The 15219-nt window shown below is 71.4% G+C and carries 14 protein-coding genes; 13 read left to right on the top strand and 1 reads right to left on the bottom strand.

Annotated features, from left to right (window positions below):
* Positions 1–4 precede the first annotated feature (4 nt).
* The 13 genes from ACIHCM_RS11915 (at position 5) to ACIHCM_RS11855 (ending at position 13310) form a co-directional block, all read left to right on the top strand.
* Complete coding sequence (locus ACIHCM_RS11915; RefSeq protein ID WP_399893007.1) at positions 5–1216, top strand: MCE family protein; 1212 nt, start codon at positions 5–7, stop codon at positions 1214–1216.
* Positions 1213–2247, top strand: coding sequence for an MCE family protein (locus ACIHCM_RS11910; RefSeq protein WP_399893005.1), 1035 nt, complete (start codon positions 1213–1215; stop codon positions 2245–2247). The genes ACIHCM_RS11915 and ACIHCM_RS11910 overlap by 4 nt, the downstream gene beginning before the upstream one ends.
* A gap of 23 nt (positions 2248–2270) precedes the next feature.
* On the top strand, positions 2271–3251 hold the full coding sequence (locus ACIHCM_RS11905) for an MCE family protein (protein WP_399893394.1): 981 nt from the start codon (positions 2271–2273) through the stop codon (positions 3249–3251).
* Positions 3248–4363 (top strand): MCE family protein, encoded by a 1116-nt coding sequence (locus ACIHCM_RS11900; protein ID WP_399893002.1) that lies wholly within the window; start codon positions 3248–3250, stop codon positions 4361–4363. The genes ACIHCM_RS11905 and ACIHCM_RS11900 overlap by 4 nt, the downstream gene beginning before the upstream one ends.
* Positions 4360–5676 (top strand): MCE family protein, encoded by a 1317-nt coding sequence (locus ACIHCM_RS11895; protein WP_399892999.1) that lies wholly within the window; start codon positions 4360–4362, stop codon positions 5674–5676. Before ACIHCM_RS11900 ends, ACIHCM_RS11895 begins: the two co-directional genes overlap by 4 nt.
* Positions 5673–6950, top strand: coding sequence for an MCE family protein (locus tag ACIHCM_RS11890; protein WP_399892996.1), 1278 nt, complete (start codon positions 5673–5675; stop codon positions 6948–6950). The genes ACIHCM_RS11895 and ACIHCM_RS11890 overlap by 4 nt, the downstream gene beginning before the upstream one ends.
* A complete protein-coding gene (locus ACIHCM_RS11885; protein ID WP_399892993.1) occupies positions 6923–7474 on the top strand; it encodes a hypothetical protein in 552 nt (183 codons plus the stop codon). Before ACIHCM_RS11890 ends, ACIHCM_RS11885 begins: the two co-directional genes overlap by 28 nt.
* A 34-nt stretch (positions 7475–7508) precedes the next feature.
* Positions 7509–8249 carry a hypothetical protein gene (locus ACIHCM_RS11880; RefSeq protein ID WP_399892990.1) on the top strand — a complete coding sequence of 247 codons (741 nt, stop codon included), beginning with the start codon at positions 7509–7511 and terminating at the stop codon, positions 8247–8249.
* A 160-nt stretch (positions 8250–8409) separates the two neighbouring features.
* Positions 8410–9231 (top strand): TIM barrel protein, encoded by an 822-nt coding sequence (locus ACIHCM_RS11875; RefSeq protein WP_399892987.1) that lies wholly within the window; start codon positions 8410–8412, stop codon positions 9229–9231.
* 31 nt (positions 9232–9262) lie between these two features.
* Complete coding sequence (locus tag ACIHCM_RS11870) at positions 9263–10153, top strand: 2-hydroxy-3-oxopropionate reductase (protein WP_399892984.1); 891 nt, start codon at positions 9263–9265, stop codon at positions 10151–10153.
* 191 nt (positions 10154–10344) lie between these two features.
* Positions 10345–11802: a catalase gene (locus tag ACIHCM_RS11865; RefSeq protein WP_399892982.1), complete on the top strand. Its 1458-nt coding sequence runs from the start codon at positions 10345–10347 to the stop codon at positions 11800–11802.
* Between the two features lie 415 nt (positions 11803–12217).
* On the top strand, positions 12218–12466 hold the full coding sequence (locus ACIHCM_RS11860) for a hypothetical protein (protein WP_399892979.1): 249 nt from the start codon (positions 12218–12220) through the stop codon (positions 12464–12466).
* A gap of 166 nt (positions 12467–12632) precedes the next feature.
* Positions 12633–13310: a TIGR04222 domain-containing membrane protein gene (locus tag ACIHCM_RS11855; RefSeq protein WP_399892977.1), complete on the top strand. Its 678-nt coding sequence runs from the start codon at positions 12633–12635 to the stop codon at positions 13308–13310.
* 74 nt (positions 13311–13384) lie between these two features.
* Here the strand turns inward: ACIHCM_RS11855 and gcl are convergent, their stop codons facing one another.
* Complete coding sequence (gene gcl / locus ACIHCM_RS11850; protein ID WP_399892974.1) at positions 13385–15169, bottom strand: glyoxylate carboligase; 1785 nt, start codon at positions 15167–15169, stop codon at positions 13385–13387.
* Positions 15170–15219 lie beyond the last annotated feature (50 nt).

Below are 15219 nucleotides of genomic sequence, written 5' to 3'. Positions count from 1 at the left end.
CCGGGTGAGGGTGCTGAGGCTGCGGTTGTACGGCGTCGTCTTCATCGCCGTGCTCGCCCTGCTGCTGTCCCTGTCCGTCGCCGTCTACCAGCAGGCGTTCACGCCGGTCGTGCGGATCACGCTGGAGGCCGACCGCCTGGGCAACCAGCTCGACCGGCGGGCCGACGTCAAGCTGCGCGGGCTGCTGGTCGGCGAGGTGCGCGGGGTGCGCGCGGACGGCAAGAAGGCGACGCTGGACATCGCGCTGAAGCCGGAGCACGTCGCGCACATTCCCGCCGACGTGCACGCGCGGCTGCTGCCCAAGACGCTGTTCGGCGAGAAGTACGTCGACCTGGTGGTGCCCGCCGGCTCGTCCGCGCGGCCGATCCGCGCCGGCGACGTCATCACCCAGGACCGCACCCGCGTCGGCATCGAGCTCCAGCAGCTGATGAACGACCTGTTGCCGTTGTTGCGGACGGTGAAGCCCGGCGAACTCAACGCCACCCTCTCCGCGTTCGCCACCGCACTGGAGGGACGCGGCGACCGGATCGGCGACAACCTCACGCGCGTGGAGGCCTATCTGCGCCGCCTCAATCCGCATCTGCCGTCCCTGAAGGAGGACATCGCGCGGTTCGCGGACGTCGCCGAGGTGTACGGCGACGCGGCGCCCGACCTGATGCGGATCCTGCACAACACCGTGACGACCAGCCGCACGCTGGTGGAGAAGAAGGAACAGTTGGCCGCAGCGCTCACCTCGACCACGACCGCCGCCCGCACGGCGGACGGATTCCTCGCCGCGACCGGCGACCGGCTGATCACCCTGGGCCGGGTCTCCCGGCCCACACTGGAGCTGTTCGCCCGCTACTCGCCCGAGTACCCGTGCCTCCTCGACGGCCTGGTCCGGCAGGACGCGGCCTCCCAGGACGCGTTCCGGGGCGGGAGGATGCGGATCACTTTGGAGGTCGTACGGCAGCGGCCCGCGTACGAGCCCGGTGAGGAGCCGCGCTACGGTGAACGGTCCGGCCCGAACTGCCGGGGCCTGCCCCACCCGGGCGTGCCCGCGCCGCACACCAAGCTGAACGACGGCACGTCGGAGGTGTCCGGGACGCGGGCCGAGCAGCGGGCCGTCGGTTCGCTCGTGGCGCCGGTGCTGGGTGTGCCCGCCGACGAGGTGCCGCCGGTGGCGACGCTGCTGTTCGGGCCGATGGCACGGGGGACGGCGGTGAGCGTCGTATGAGCACGCGTGCGCGCCGGACCGCGGCGCCGCTGATCAAGTTCAGCCTCTTCGCGCTGGTGACGATCCTGGCGACGGCCCTGCTCGCCGCCACCATCGTCAACGTCTCCCTCACCCCCGAGCACACCTACCGCGCGGTGTTCACCGACGTGACCGGCCTGGAGGAGGGCGACGACATCCGGGTGGCCGGGGTACGGGTCGGCGAGGTCGAGGGCATCCGCATCAAGGACCGGACACGGGCGGAGGTCACCTTCACCGTCACCGAGGACCGCCCGCTGCTCACCAGCACCGGCGCGGTGATCCGCTACCGCAACCTCGTCGGGCAGCGGTACGTCGCCCTGACCGAGGGCGCGGGCGACGGCACCCGGCTGCGGCCCGGCGGCACGATCCCGCCGGCGCGCACCCAGCCCGCGCTGGACCTGAACGTGCTGCTGAACGGCTTCAAACCGCTGTTCGCCGCACTCAGCCCCCAGGACGTCAACCAGCTCGCCACCGAGATCATCAAGACCCTCCAGGGCGAGGGCGGCACGGTCGACAGCCTGCTGGCGCACACGGCGTCGCTCACCACCACGCTCGCCGACCGGGACCAGTTGATCGGCTCCGTGATCGACAACCTCAACACCGTGCTGGCGACGCTCGACCGGCGCGGCGCCCGTTTCTCCGGGCTGCTCAGGCAGCTGCGCCGGGTGATCTCGGGGCTGTCCGCCGACCGCAAGCCGATCGGCGAGTCACTGGTGAGCATCGGCGACCTGACGGAGGCCACGTCGGGCCTGCTCGCGGACGCCCGTCCGCCGCTGAAGGACGACATCGCCGAGCTGACCGACCTCACCGGAACGCTGAACAGGAACGAGAAGACCGTGGAGGGCGTCCTGAAGCGGCTGCCGAACAAGCTGAACGAGCTGACCGGGACGGCGTCCTACGGCTCGTGGTTCAACTTCTACCTCTGCGACTTCGACGGCCGGATCGTACTGCCGAGGACACGCGAGGTGATCACGCCCGAGATGCGGGTGGCGAGGGCGAGGTGCGCGGGATGACGATCCGGCTGCCGCGCGTGAGCATGCGGCCCTTCCGTGAGCGCAACCCCGTCACGATCGGCGCCGTCGGCCTCACCACCCTCGCGCTGCTCACCGTCGCCGCGTTCAACGCCGACTCCCTGCCGGTGATCGGCGACGGGGAGACGTACAGCGCCGCCTTCACGGAGGCCGGCGGGCTCAAGCCCGGGGACGAGGTGCGGATCGCCGGGGTCAAGACCGGCAAGGTCCAGGAGGTCGACCTGGACGGCGACCACGTCAAGGTGACCTTCAAGATCAAGGGCGACCCGGAGTTCGGCACCGCGACCGGCGCCTCGATCCGGGTGAAGACGATCCTCGGCGCCAAGTACCTCGCCCTGCACCCCGAAGGCGCCGGACAGCTGGCGCCCGGCAGTGAGATCCCGCTGACGCGGACCGTGCCGGCGTACGACGTCGTGCAGGCCTTCAGCGATCTGACGACCACCACGGAGGAGGTCGACACCGAACGGCTGGCGACGGCCCTGGACACCATCTCCACCACCTTCGAGGACTCCCCCGCCGAGGTGCGGGCGTCCGTCAAGGGCCTGTCGAAGATCTCCCGGACCGTCGCCTCGCGCGACAAGGCGCTGCGTGAACTCCTCGACCACGCGAACGGCGTCACCGGCGTACTGGCCGCGCGCTCCTCGGACTTCACCGCCCTCGTGGAGGACGGCGACAAGCTGTTCAAGGAGATCAGCAAGCGGCGCGAGGCCATCCACAAGCTGCTGACGACCTCCGCCGCGCTCGGCGTCGAACTCTCCGGCCTGGTCGAGGACAACGACAAGGAGATCGGGCCCGCGCTGAAGGGCCTGAACCAGGTGGTCAAGATGCTCGAACGCAACCAGTCGAGCCTGGACCGCAGCGTCAAGCTGCTCGCGCCCTACGTCCGGGTCTTCACCAACACCCTCGGCAACGGCCGCTGGTTCGACTCCTACGTCCAGAACCTGGTCGCCGCCCCGGTGGTCCCGAGCACGGGAGGCGCACGATGAGACTCGCGACGAGGAAACGACTGGCGCTGCTCGTCGTACTGGCCCTGGTCGCCGGACTCGCCCTCGTCCTGTGGCCGCGCCACGGGACGGTGCGGGTCACCGCCTACTTCGCGCGCACGGTCGGGATCTATCCCGGCTCCGACGTCCGGGTCCTCGGGGTCCGGATCGGCGAGGTGCGGGCCGTCACGCCGGAGGGCGGCCGGGTACGGGTGGAGCTGGAGTACGACGAGGCCCGCCGGGTGCCGGCCGACGCGCAGGCCGCGATCATCAACTCCTCGGTGGTCAGCGACCGTTACGTGCAACTGCTGCCGGTGTACCGCAACGGCCCGGTCCTGCGGGACGGCGCCGTCATTCCCGAGTCGCGCACGGCCGTGCCGGTCGAGCTGGACCGGATCTTCGACAGCCTGCACACCACGGCAGAGGCGCTCGGCCCCGACGGCGCCGGCAAGGACGGCTCCCTGTCCCGGCTGCTCGGGGTGAGCGCGGAGAACCTCGACGGCCAGGGCGAGAACATCCACCGGACGGTGAAGGACCTTTCGGAGGCCGTGACCACGCTGTCCGACGGACGCGGGGACCTGTTCGGCACCGTGCGCAACCTCCAGGTGTTCACGGCGGCGCTGGCGGCGGACGACAGGAGTGTGCGGTCGTTCAACACCAGCCTCGCCCAGGTGGCCGAGCAGCTCGCCGGGGAGCGCAAGGACCTCGCGGCGGCCCTGCGCAACCTCGCCGCCGCCCTCGGTGACGTGTCCGCGTTCGTGAAGAAGAACAAGCAGTCCCTGACGTCGAACGTGAAGGGCCTCAGCAAGGTGACCAAGGTCCTCGTCGCCCAGCGGGCGGCACTGGAGGAGCTGCTGGAGGTCGCCCCCACGGGCCTGTCGAACCTCCAGAACGCCTACAACGCCTCCTCCGGCACCCTCGACACCCGCAACAACCCGCAGCACCCGCAGGACCCGGCCGCCCTGCTGTGCTCCGTGCTGAGGACCACCGGCGAGCGGGCCGACTGCGCGGAACTGGAGGAGCTGTTCGGCTCCCTGCCCGAGGTGCCGACCGCGCCCGCCGTGCCCGGCACGGTCGACCGGACGCTGGGCGGCATCCTGGAGGGCGGCGCATGAGCGGGCTGCGCAGGTGTGCGTGGGTGGCGGTCGCCTCGCTGCTGCTGTCCGGCTGCGAGTTCAACGGCTGGTACGACGTCGAACTCCCCGGCGGGGCCGCCTCGGACGGCCGCGCGTACCGCGTCACCGTCGAGTTCCGCGACGTCCTCGACCTGGTCCCGCAGTCGGCCGTGAAGGTCGACGACGTCACCGTGGGCTCCGTGGAGAAGGTGGAGCTGAACGGCTGGCACGCACGCGTACGACTGCGGGTCGCCGACTCGGTGAGGCTGCCCGCCAACGCGGTCGCCGAGCTGAGGCAGACCAGCGTGCTCGGCGAGAAGTACGTCGCCCTGTCCGCCCCGCCCGGCACGGCGCCCGTGGGGCGGCTGCGCGACGGCGACCGTGTCCCGCTCGGCCGCAGCGGCCGCAGCCCGGAGATCGAGGAGGTGCTGTCCGCCCTGTCCGCGCTGCTCAACGGCGGTGGAGTGGCCCAGCTCAAGACGATCACCGTGGAACTCAACAAGGCACTGGAAGGACGGGAGAACCGGGTCAGGTCCCTGCTCGAGGAGCTGGACACCTTCCTGGGCGGCCTGGACGACCAGCGCCGGGACATCGTCCGCGCGATCGAGGCCGTCGACCGGCTCGCGGGGCGGCTCGGGAAGGAGAAGCGGACGATCGCCACGGCCGTCGACACGATGCCGCCGGCGCTCAAGGTACTCGCCGATCAGCGGCGCGACCTGACGAAGATGCTCACCGCCCTGTCGAGGCTGGGCACCACCGGCACCAGAGTCGTCAAGGCCTCGCGGGACGACACGGTCGCCAATCTGAAGCAGCTGCGCCCGATCCTGAAGCAGCTGAACAAGGCGGGCGCCGACCTGCCCAACGCCCTGGAACTGCTGACCACCTACCCCTTCCCACGGAACGCGGTGGACGCGATCAAGGGCGACTACGTGAACCTGAGTGTCACGGCCGATCTCGATCTGGCGAGCCTGTACGGGAACCTGGCGGAGGAGCCGGACGGCGGCGACGGGCGCGGCGCTCCCGACGCTCCGGATCTTCCGGATACGCCCGGTCTTCCTGATGTCCCGGAACTTCCCGACGTCCCGGGCCTGCCAGGCGTGCCGACGCCCGGCCCCGGCCTGCCCGGCGCGCCGCCCGCGCCCTCACGTCCGCCCGGAGACCTGCTGTGCCCGCCGGTGTGCACGGCAGCTCACGGGACCGGCGCACAGGGCAGCGGCGCACCTGGCACCGGCGCTCGCGGCACCGGCCGGGGCCTGACGCCGGGGATCGACCTCGCCCTCGCCGAACTGCTGCTGAAGGGGATACAGCCGTGATCACCCGTACGGTCAAGGCCCAGCTGGTCGCCTTCGCCGCCATCACCGCCGTCGGTGTGTCGTACGTCGGCGCCGAGTACACGGGCCTGGTGGACGGTGTCCTCGGCCGCGGCTACACCGTGCGGGCCGACTTCGCCGCGTCCGGGGGCATCTTCACCGGCGCCGAGGTCACCTATCGCGGGGTGCCGGTGGGCCGGGTCGGGGAGTTGCGGCTGACCGGCGGCGGGGTCTCGGTCGCGCTGGACATCAAGGACGGGGCACCGCGCATCCCGGCGGACACGCTCGCCGTGGTGGCGAACCGCTCGGCGGTGGGCGAGCAGTACGTCGACCTCCAGCCGCGCGCGTCCGACGGGCCGTACCTGCTGGACGGCAGCACGATCCCGCGCGGCAGCACGCGCGTGCCGCTGCCCACGACGGACCTCGTGCTCGGCCTCGACCGGCTGGTGAACTCGGTCGGCAAGGACGATCTTCGGGTCACCGTCGACGAGTTGGGCAAGGCCTTCGCCGGTACCGGACCGCACCTGAGCAGGCTGGTCGATTCGGGCAACGCGCTGGTCGAGTCGGCGTCCGGGTCGCTGCCCGAGACGATCGCGCTGATCGAGGACTCCCGGAAGGTGCTGAAGACGCAGGCCGACCAGGGCTCTTCGATCAAGTCCTTCGCGCGCGACCTGGCGCTGCTGACCCAGGAGTTGAAGTCGAGCGACGGTGACCTGCGCAAGCTCATCGGCAACGCGACGCCGGCGGCGGTCGAGCTCAACTCGTTGCTGAAGTCGGTCGAGCCGCGGCTGTCGGTGCTGCTGGCCAACCTGATCAGCGGCGGACAGGTCACGCTCGCCCGGCTGCCCGGCGTGGAGCAGGCGCTGGTCACCTTCCCGGTGGTGGTCGCGGGCAGCCACACGGTCGTCCCCGGCGACGGCACCACCCACTTCGGCCTGGTCGTGAACGCCGACGACCCGCCGCCCTGCACCCAGGGGTACGGCGGCACCGCCCGGCGCGACCCGGCCGACACCAGCACGCGCGAGGCGAACACCGGCGCGCGCTGCACGGCCCCGCGCGGCAGCGCCACCTCGGTGCGCGGCGCGCAGAACGCCCCCGGCGCGCCGTCCGGCACCGGCGGCGCCGGCCGGACAGCGCACGTGGCGCCGTACGACCCGGAGACCGGCGGCTTCACCGGCCCGGACGGAACGCCCGTCGAGATCGGCTCGACGGGCGGCCAGCAGACCGTATTCGGAAAGGAGTCGTGGCAATGGCTGCTCGTCGGACCGATGGCATGAGCGGGAGGGTGGTCCGGGCGACCCGTGAGGTGTTCACCCGAGCCGGACGCTCCGCGGCGGTGTCGGTGGGACTGGTCGTCGCGACCGTCCTGTGCACCGCGTCGGCGCTGTGGCTGAGCAGCCGGCTGTACGAGCAGCGGGAGGCGGAGCATCGCCGCCAGGACATCCTGGCGGCGGCCCGCCAGTCGGCGCTGAACTTCACCTCGCTCGACCACCGGCGCTACGACCGGGACAGCGCCAACGTGCTCAAGGGCGCGACCGGTGACTTCAAGAAGGAGTTCGCCGCGCAGACCGAGGAACTGACAGAGCTCGTCGCGCAGAACAAGTCCGTGTCCGAGGGTCAGGTCCTGGACGCGGGCATCGTCCGCTCCGACGAGCGCTCGGCCCGCGTGCTGGTGGTCGCCGACAGCAAGGTGACCAACACCGCGGTGCCCCACGGCGAGGCACGGACCTACCGGCTGCAACTCGACCTCGTCCGCGAGGACGGCCGCTGGCTGACCTCCGCCGTCGAGTTCGTGGGCTGAGCCGATCCCGCCCGATCCAGTGAGGAGGAAGACCGTGACGAAACCCAGCACCCGAGGACGCGTCTCCGGTTCCCCGGCCCGGCGCACGATGGCCGCGGCGGCCCGCGCCGCGGCCAAACGCGCGGAGCGGCACCCCGCTTCCGCCCCGGTGAGGGCACCGATCGCCGGGCGCACCGTGGTCATCGAGCCGCCGGACGGCTGGGACGACCCGCCGGAGCCGTCACCGGAGGACTTCGCGCAGGACGGCCCTCGGGAGACGGCCGCAGGGCGGTCCCGGCGGGGGCTGTGGGCCGCGGTCCTGTCCGTCCTGCTCCTGGCCGGCCTGCTCGCCGTCGTCGCACTGGGACAGCGGTACCGGGAGGGGGCCAGGGACGAGCAGGCACGCGTCGAAGCGCTGGCGGCCGCGCGGAAGGCGGCACCCGTCGTGCTGTCGTACGACCACCGCCACCTGGACCGGGACTTCGCCGCGGCGCGCGCCCACCTCACCGGGGCGTTCCGCGACGAGTACGGCAAGACCACGCGGACCGTGGTCGGGCCCACGGCGGCGAAGTACGACGGCGTGGTGCGGGCGACGGTGGCGCGGCCGGGGGGCGGCGGCTCCCCGGCCGCCTCCGTGGTGTCGGCCTCGGCGGACAGGGCCGTGGTCCTGCTCTTCGTCAACCAGGTCACCCGCAGCACCCAGGTCACCGGATCCCGCGTGGACCTGAACCGGGTGCGGATGACGATGACCCGCACGTCCGGTGGGTGGAAGGTGAGCGCCGTCGACGCGCTCTGAACCATCGCCTCCGCTGCGCCCCCGTGCCACCCGCGCGGGGGCGCTTTTTTGCGAGCCGGTCTTGACAGCGCTCACCCCCCACAGGCACTCTTCCGTTAAGCAGAAAGCAACTTCCGCAATACGGAATAAGCGCAGAGCAGGAAGGGAGCGCCGACCCCCGATGGGATTCGCAGAGCAGCGCTTCAACGTCAACCTGTCGATCCTCTTCACGGAACTCCCGCTTCTGGAGCGCCCGGCCGCGGCCGCCGCGGCCGGCTTCACCGCGGTCGAGCTGTGGTGGCCCTGGGTCGACTCCCCCACTCCCGAGCGGTCCGAGCTCGACGCCCTGAAGCAGGCGATCGAGGAGGCGGGCGTCCAGCTCACCGGCCTGAACTTCTACGCCGGTCAGCTCCCGGGCCCGGACCGGGGCGCCCTGTCGATCCCCGGTGCGGAGTCGGAGCGGTTCCGCGCGAACATCGACGTGGCGGCCGACTTCGCCGCGTCCCTGGGCTGCAAGGCCCTCAACGCGCTCTACGGCAACCGCGTCGAGGGCGTCGACCCGGCCGAACAGGACGCGCTCGCGCTGGAGAACCTGGTCCTGGCGGCCCGCGCCGCCGACCGGATCGGCGCGATCCTGCTGATCGAGGCCCTCAACAAGCCCGAGTCGCCGCTGTACCCGCTGGTGTCGGCGCCGGCCGCGATCGGCATCGTCGACAAGGTCAACCAGGCCTCCGGCCTCGGCAACGCCCGGTTCCTGATGGACCTCTACCACCTGTCGATGAACGGCGAGGACCTGCCGCAGGTGATCGCCGCGTACGCCGAGCAGACCGGCCACGTGCAGATCGCCGACAATCCGGGCCGCGGCGCGCCGGGCACGGGCTCGCTGCCGCTGGAGGACCTCCTCGACCAGCTCCGCAAGGCCGGTTACGACGGCTGGGTCGGCCTGGAGTACAAGCCGGGCGACCGCCCGAGCGCCGAGGCCTTCGACTGGCTGTCCCGCTGATCCCCCTGTACCGAGAGGCACCCCTTACATCATGAGCACCCTTCCCAAGATCGCCTGGATCGGCCTCGGCATCATGGGCTCCCCCATGTCGGAGAACCTGATCAAGGCGGGTTACGACGTCACCGGCTTCACGCTGGAGCAGGAGAAGCTGGACCGGCTGGCCGCCGCCGGCGGCACCACCGCCTCCTCGATCGCCGAGGCCGTGCGGGACGCCGACGTGGTCATCACGATGGTGCCCGCCTCCCCGCAGGTCGAGGCCATCGCCTACGGTCCGGACGGGATCCTGGAGAACGCCAGGTCCGGCGCGCTGCTGATCGACATGTCCTCGATCACCCCGCAGACCTCCGTCGACCTTGCCGCCGCCGCCCGCGACAAGGGCATCCGGGTGCTGGACGCGCCCGTCTCCGGCGGTGAGGCCGGCGCCGTCGAGGCCGTGCTGTCCATCATGATCGGTGGCGACCAGGCCGACTTCGACCAGGCCAGGCCGATCTTCGAGGCGCTCGGCAAGACCATCGTGCTGTGCGGTCCGCACGGCTCCGGCCAGACCGTGAAGGCCGCAAACCAGCTGATCGTCGCCGTGAACATCCAGGCGTGCGCCGAGGCCGTGGTCTTCCTGGAGAAGTCCGGCGTGGACCTCAAGGCCGCCCTCGACGTCCTCAACGGCGGGCTCGCGGGCTCGGCCGTGCTGACCCGGAAGAAGGACAACTTCCTGAACCGGGACTTCAAGCCGGGCTTCCGGATCGACCTGCACCACAAGGACATGGGCATCGTCACCGACGCGGCCCGCAACGTCGGCGCGGCGCTGCCCGTCGGCGCCGTGGTCGCCCAGCTGGTGGCCTCCCTGCGCACGCAGGGCGACGGGGGCCTGGACCACTCGGCCCTGCTGCGGGCCGTGGAGCGCCTGTCCGGCGCCCGGGTCTGACCCTCACGAGACCTCCGGGCGGCGCCGCCGCTGACACCTGTCCTGTCGCGCCCAGGCGGTGGCGCCGCCCGGAACCCACCTCGACTTCAACAAACTGTTGACGTCGCGATCGCCCCGAACCTAGGCTCCACAAAGCGGATGCTCCACAAAGTGGAATTCTTTTTCCGCTGCCCCTCGTACGGAAGGTCACCATGTCGAAGCGCGTGCTCACCACCGAGTCCGGCGCCCCGGTCGCCGACAACCAGAACTCCGCCTCCGCCGGCGTCGGCGGCCCGCTGCTGCTCCAGGACCAGCACCTGCTGGAGAAGCTCGCGCGCTTCAACCGCGAGCGCATCCCGGAGCGCGTGGTGCACGCCCGCGGCTCGGGCGCGTACGGCTACTTCGAGGTGACCGACGACGTCACCGGCTTCACCCACGCCGACTTCCTGAGCACCGTCGGCAAGCGCACCGAGACGTTCGTGCGCTTCTCGACGGTGGCGGACTCGCTGGGCGGCGCGGACGCGGTGCGCGACCCGCGCGGCTTCGCCGTGAAGTTCTACACCGAAGAGGGCAACTACGACCTCGTCGGGAACAACACGCCGGTCTTCTTCATCAAGGACCCGATCAAGTTCCCCGACTTCATCCACTCGCAGAAGCGGGACCCGTTCACCGGCCGCCAGGAGCCGGACAACGTCTGGGACTTCTGGGCGCACGCCCCCGAGGCCACGCATCAGGTGACCTGGCTGATGGGCGACCGCGGCATCCCGGCGTCGTACCGCCACATGAACGGCTACGGCTCACACACCTACCAGTGGACCAACGCCGACGGCGAGGCCTTCTTCGTCAAGTACCACTTCAAGACGAACCAGGGCATCCGCTGCCTGAGCACCGAGCAGGCCGCCGAGATCGCGGGCAAGGACGGCAACTCGCACCAGACGGACCTGCTCCAGGCCATCGAGCGGGGCGTCAACCCGTCGTGGACCCTGTACGTCCAGGTCATGCCGGCCGCCGAGGCGGCCGACTACCGTTTCAACCCGTTCGACCTGACCAAGGTCTGGCCGCACAAGGACTACCCGCTGCAGCGCGTGGGCCGCCTGGTCCTGGACCGCAACCCGGACAACGTCTTCGCCGAGGTCGAGCAGGCCGCGTTCTCCCCGAACAACTTCGTGCCCGGCATCGGCCCCTCCCCCGACAAGATGCTCCAGGGCCGCCTGTTCGCCTACGCGGACGCGCACCGCTACCGCCTGGGCGTCAACCACACGCTGCTCGCGGTCAACGCCCCGAAGGCGACCACCGCGCAGAACTACGGCCGGGACGGCTTCATGGCGAGCAACGCCCAGGGGCGGCACGCCAAGAACTACGAGCCGAACTCCTACGACGGCCCCGTCGAGACCGGCCGCCCCCTGTCGGCCCCGCTGGCGGTGTCCGGCCACACCGGCAACCACGTGGCACCGCTGCACACCAAGGACGACGACTTCTTCCAGGCGGGCGAGCTGTACCGCCTGATGTCCGCCGAGGAGAAGTCCCGGCTGATCGCCAACATCGCCGGCAGCCTCTCGCAGGTCTCCCGCGACGACGTGATCGAGAAGAACCTGGCCCACTTCCACGCCGCCGACCCCGAGTACGGCAAGCGTGTTCAGGAAGCGGTCCGCGCCCTGCGCGAGGACTGAACCCAAGGGCTGCGTCCGGACTCTGACGGGAGGTCAGGACTTCGGACGCACCGCCCGCCAGGCCACCGGCGACCCGGATGAGGGGTGGTCGCACGGTGGCCGGGCGGGCAAGGCGAGGACCGCGGCGGCATGCGAGCCAGTGCGGTGGTGAAGGTCCCGGAGCTCCTTCTTCGACCTGAGGGAAGGAACCGGTGCCGTCGCCGGCCGCCGCGGTCCCAGCCTCACAGACTCCGTCCGGCGGCGCGAATGTCCTGTCGCGCCCAGCCTCGCACCGCCGGACGGCCGGCATTCACCGGCCGAGGAGCGCCGGGTACGGACGGTCCCGTACCCGGCGCTCCTCCGTGTCAGGGCCTGTCCGCCGCGCGCCTTCGCGCACGAGGGTGCGAAACCTCTCCGGCCGCAGCACCCTGAAGGCATGGGACATCCACCGGAGCACCCGCACGTGGTGGTGCATCCGCCGGCCCTGGACGGCTCGCGGCGGGTCACCGAGGGCGGCGAGACACTGGGCGTCGCCACGCACCTGGACGACGTCAGCGAGATCCTGAGGCTCGCCGACCTCTACGTGACCGACGTGGAGGACACCGACTTCATCGAGTGGCAGGGCGGCGGGCCCGAGGACTGGCCCGGACTGTCGGAGCACCACGAGCAGCCCGGCGCGGGATGACCACGCGTACGCCAGGGGGCGTACGCCGGGTACGGCTTCCTCAAATCAACCTCTGAATCCGCCGCCCACACGCTTCGGGTGCCCCCCGACGCGGGCACATACCCCTCACACACCGGGGCCCGCCGGCACGGGGGCGGCGGGTCCCGGGTGACGGGGACGGGTTGTGATGAGCGACGACGACGCCACAGGGCGGCTGGAGCCGCACGAGATCGGATTGCTGCGCGGCGGCCCCCGGGCCGCCGTCACCGTCGCCGTGGTCGGCCTGCATCTGCGGGGCCTGGTGGATGCCGGGCGGCCGGGGACGCTGCGCAAGGCGGCCGCGTTCCCCGCCCCCGACCACCCGCTGCAGAAGGCGGTACGTGTCGGACTCCACCGCCCCGCCGGCATCCGGGAGTTGCCCGGCCGCGCGGCCGTCCGCCTGGCCCTCGCCCGGATGCGCCGCGACCTCACCGCGGCCGGGCTGCTTCGCTCGGGTCTGCCCGGCCCGACCCGCACGGCACGCCGTCACCTCGCCGCCCTGCGCGCACGGCACCCGCTCCCCTCCGGCCCGGCCGGCCTCACCGACGAGGAGATCCTGCTCGCGGTCGCGCTGCACGGCCGGCGGGCCCTGACGTCACTCCTACCGCACTTCACCCGCGCCGGCGGGCTCGCCGGCCGCGGCGCCCTCGCGGACGAGGGACGCTTCCCGTTCGGCCGGGGCACCGGCCTGCGCCGCACGTTCGGCGCCGAGGAGGGCGACGAGCAGGGCGGCGGCGGCTCCGGCGAGTACCACGGCGGAGGTGTCGGGAGTCACGGCGGAGGCGGCGGGTACGGGTGCGGCGGTGGCGGGGGCGGCGGGGACTGAGCTGCAGAACCGGGAGAACGACGACAGGGCGGCCCACCCCTCGGGTGAGCCGCCCTCGACCGTCGTGCGCCGGATCAGACCTTCAGCGTCCTGATCGACGTCGGTGCGTGGCCGGGCTCCGTCGCGAGCTCCTCGAACTCCACGACGTTGCTGATGTCGTTGGTGCCGGACATGGAGATGTTGGTGATCCGCTCCAGGATCGCCTCGACGACGACCGGCACCCGGTGCTCGGCGGCGAGCTTCTTGGCCTGCTCGAAGGCCGCGCCCAGCTCACTGGGGTCGGTCACCCGGATGGCCTTGCAGCCGAGGCCTTCGGCGACCTTGACGTGGTCGACGCCGTAGACGCCGAGCTCGGGCGAGTTGAGGTTCTCGAACTCCAGGTTGACCTGGAAGTCGATCTCGAACGCCCGCTGCGCCTGCCGGATCAGGCCCAGGTAGGAGTTGTTCACCAGGACGTGGACGTACGGGATGCGGTGCTGTGCGCCGACCGCCAGTTCCTCGATCATGAACTGGAAGTCGTAGTCGCCGGAGAGCGCGACCACGGATGCCTCGGGGTCGGCCTTGGCGACACCCAGCGCGGCCGGGATGGTCCAGCCGAGGGGGCCCGCCTGGCCGCAGTTGATCCAGTGGCGCGGGCGGTAGACGTGCAGCATCTGGGCGCCGGCGATCTGGGACAGGCCGATGGTGGTGACGTACCGCGTCTCCGGGCCGAAGGCCTTGTTCATCTCCTCGTACACACGCTGCGGCTTGATCGGGATGTCGTCGAAGTGGGTACGACGCTGGAGGGTCGCCTTCTTCTCCTGCGCGGCGGCGGACCAGCCGGAGCGGTCGGGCAGCTTGCCGGCCGCCTTCAGCTCCCGGGCCACCTCGACGAACAGCTCCAGCGCGGCCTTGGCGTCGGAGGCGATGCCGTAGTCGGGCGCGAAGATCTTGCCGATCTGGGTCGGCTCGATGTCGACGTGCACGAACTTGCGGCCCGCGGTGTAGACGTCGATCTTGCCGGTGTGGCGGTTGGCCCAGCGGTTGCCGATGCCGAGGACGAAGTCGGACTCCAGGAAGGTCGCGTTGCCGTAGCGGTGCGAGGTCTGCAGGCCGACCATGCCGGCGTTCAGCTCGTGGTCGTCGGGGATGGTGCCCCAGCCCATCAGGGTCGGCACGACCGGGGTGCCGGTCAGCTCGGCGAACTCCACGAGCAGTTCGGCGGCGTCGGCGTTGATGACGCCGCCGCCGGCCACGATCAGCGGGCGCTCGGCGGCGTTCAGCATCCCGATCGCCTTCTCGACCTGGGCACGGGAGGCGGCGGGCTTGTAGACCGGCAGCGGCTCGTACGTCTCCGGGTCGAACTCGATCTCGGTGAGCTGGACGTCGATCGGCAGGTCGATCAGGACCGGGCCCGGACGGCCGGACCGCATCAGGTGGAACGCCTGCTGGAAGACGCCCGGAACCTGCGCGGCCTCCAGCACGGTGACCGCCATCTTGGTCACCGGCTTGGCGATGGAGGCGATGTCGACGGCCTGGAAGTCCTCCTTGTGGATCACCGCGGTCGGCGCCTGGCCGGTGATGCACAGGATCGGGATGGAGTCGCCCGTCGCGGAGTACAGGCCGGTGATCATGTCGGTGCCGGCCGGTCCGGAGGTGCCGATGCACACGCCGATGTTGCCGGGGTGGGTGCGGGTGTAGCCCTCCGCCATGTGCGAGGCGCCCTCGACGTGGCGGGCGAGGGTGTGACTGATGCCGCCGGACGCCTTGAGTGCCGCGTAGAACGGGTTGATCGCCGCGCCCGGCACACCGAAGGCGTCCGAGACGCCCTCGCGCTTGAGGATCTCGACTGCCGCGCGGGCAGCGGTCATACGAGCCATTGAGTACTCCTGCTTCGGCTGTCGGATGCGTACTCCCGTCGCGCCCCGCC

Origin of the sequence: Streptomyces sp. NPDC052023 (assembly GCF_044548465.1) — a bacterium.
Taxonomy (GTDB): domain Bacteria; phylum Actinomycetota; class Actinomycetes; order Streptomycetales; family Streptomycetaceae; genus Streptomyces.
The sequence above is the reverse complement of the archived record's forward strand: the minus strand, read 5'-3'. Positions and strand labels throughout refer to the sequence as shown.

Excerpts from the sequence above, each read along its gene's own strand:
- ACIHCM_RS11860 (WP_399892979.1), top strand. The coding sequence starts at position 12,218 with ATGGGACATCCACCGGAGCACCCGCACGTGGTGGTGCATCCGCCGGCC.
- ACIHCM_RS11910 (WP_399893005.1), top strand. The coding sequence starts at position 1,213 with ATGAGCACGCGTGCGCGCCGGACCGCGGCGCCGCTGATCAAGTTCAGC.
- gcl (WP_399892974.1), bottom strand. The coding sequence starts at position 15,169 with ATGGCTCGTATGACCGCTGCCCGCGCGGCAGTCGAGATCCTCAAGCGC.
- ACIHCM_RS11855 (WP_399892977.1), top strand. The coding sequence starts at position 12,633 with ATGAGCGACGACGACGCCACAGGGCGGCTGGAGCCGCACGAGATCGGA.
- ACIHCM_RS11900 (WP_399893002.1), top strand. The coding sequence starts at position 3,248 with ATGAGACTCGCGACGAGGAAACGACTGGCGCTGCTCGTCGTACTGGCC.
- ACIHCM_RS11870 (WP_399892984.1), top strand. The coding sequence starts at position 9,263 with ATGAGCACCCTTCCCAAGATCGCCTGGATCGGCCTCGGCATCATGGGC.
- ACIHCM_RS11895 (WP_399892999.1), top strand. The coding sequence starts at position 4,360 with ATGAGCGGGCTGCGCAGGTGTGCGTGGGTGGCGGTCGCCTCGCTGCTG.
- ACIHCM_RS11905 (WP_399893394.1), top strand. The coding sequence starts at position 2,271 with ATGCGGCCCTTCCGTGAGCGCAACCCCGTCACGATCGGCGCCGTCGGC.
- ACIHCM_RS11885 (WP_399892993.1), top strand. The coding sequence starts at position 6,923 with ATGGCTGCTCGTCGGACCGATGGCATGAGCGGGAGGGTGGTCCGGGCG.
- ACIHCM_RS11875 (WP_399892987.1), top strand. The coding sequence starts at position 8,410 with ATGGGATTCGCAGAGCAGCGCTTCAACGTCAACCTGTCGATCCTCTTC.
- ACIHCM_RS11865 (WP_399892982.1), top strand. The coding sequence starts at position 10,345 with ATGTCGAAGCGCGTGCTCACCACCGAGTCCGGCGCCCCGGTCGCCGAC.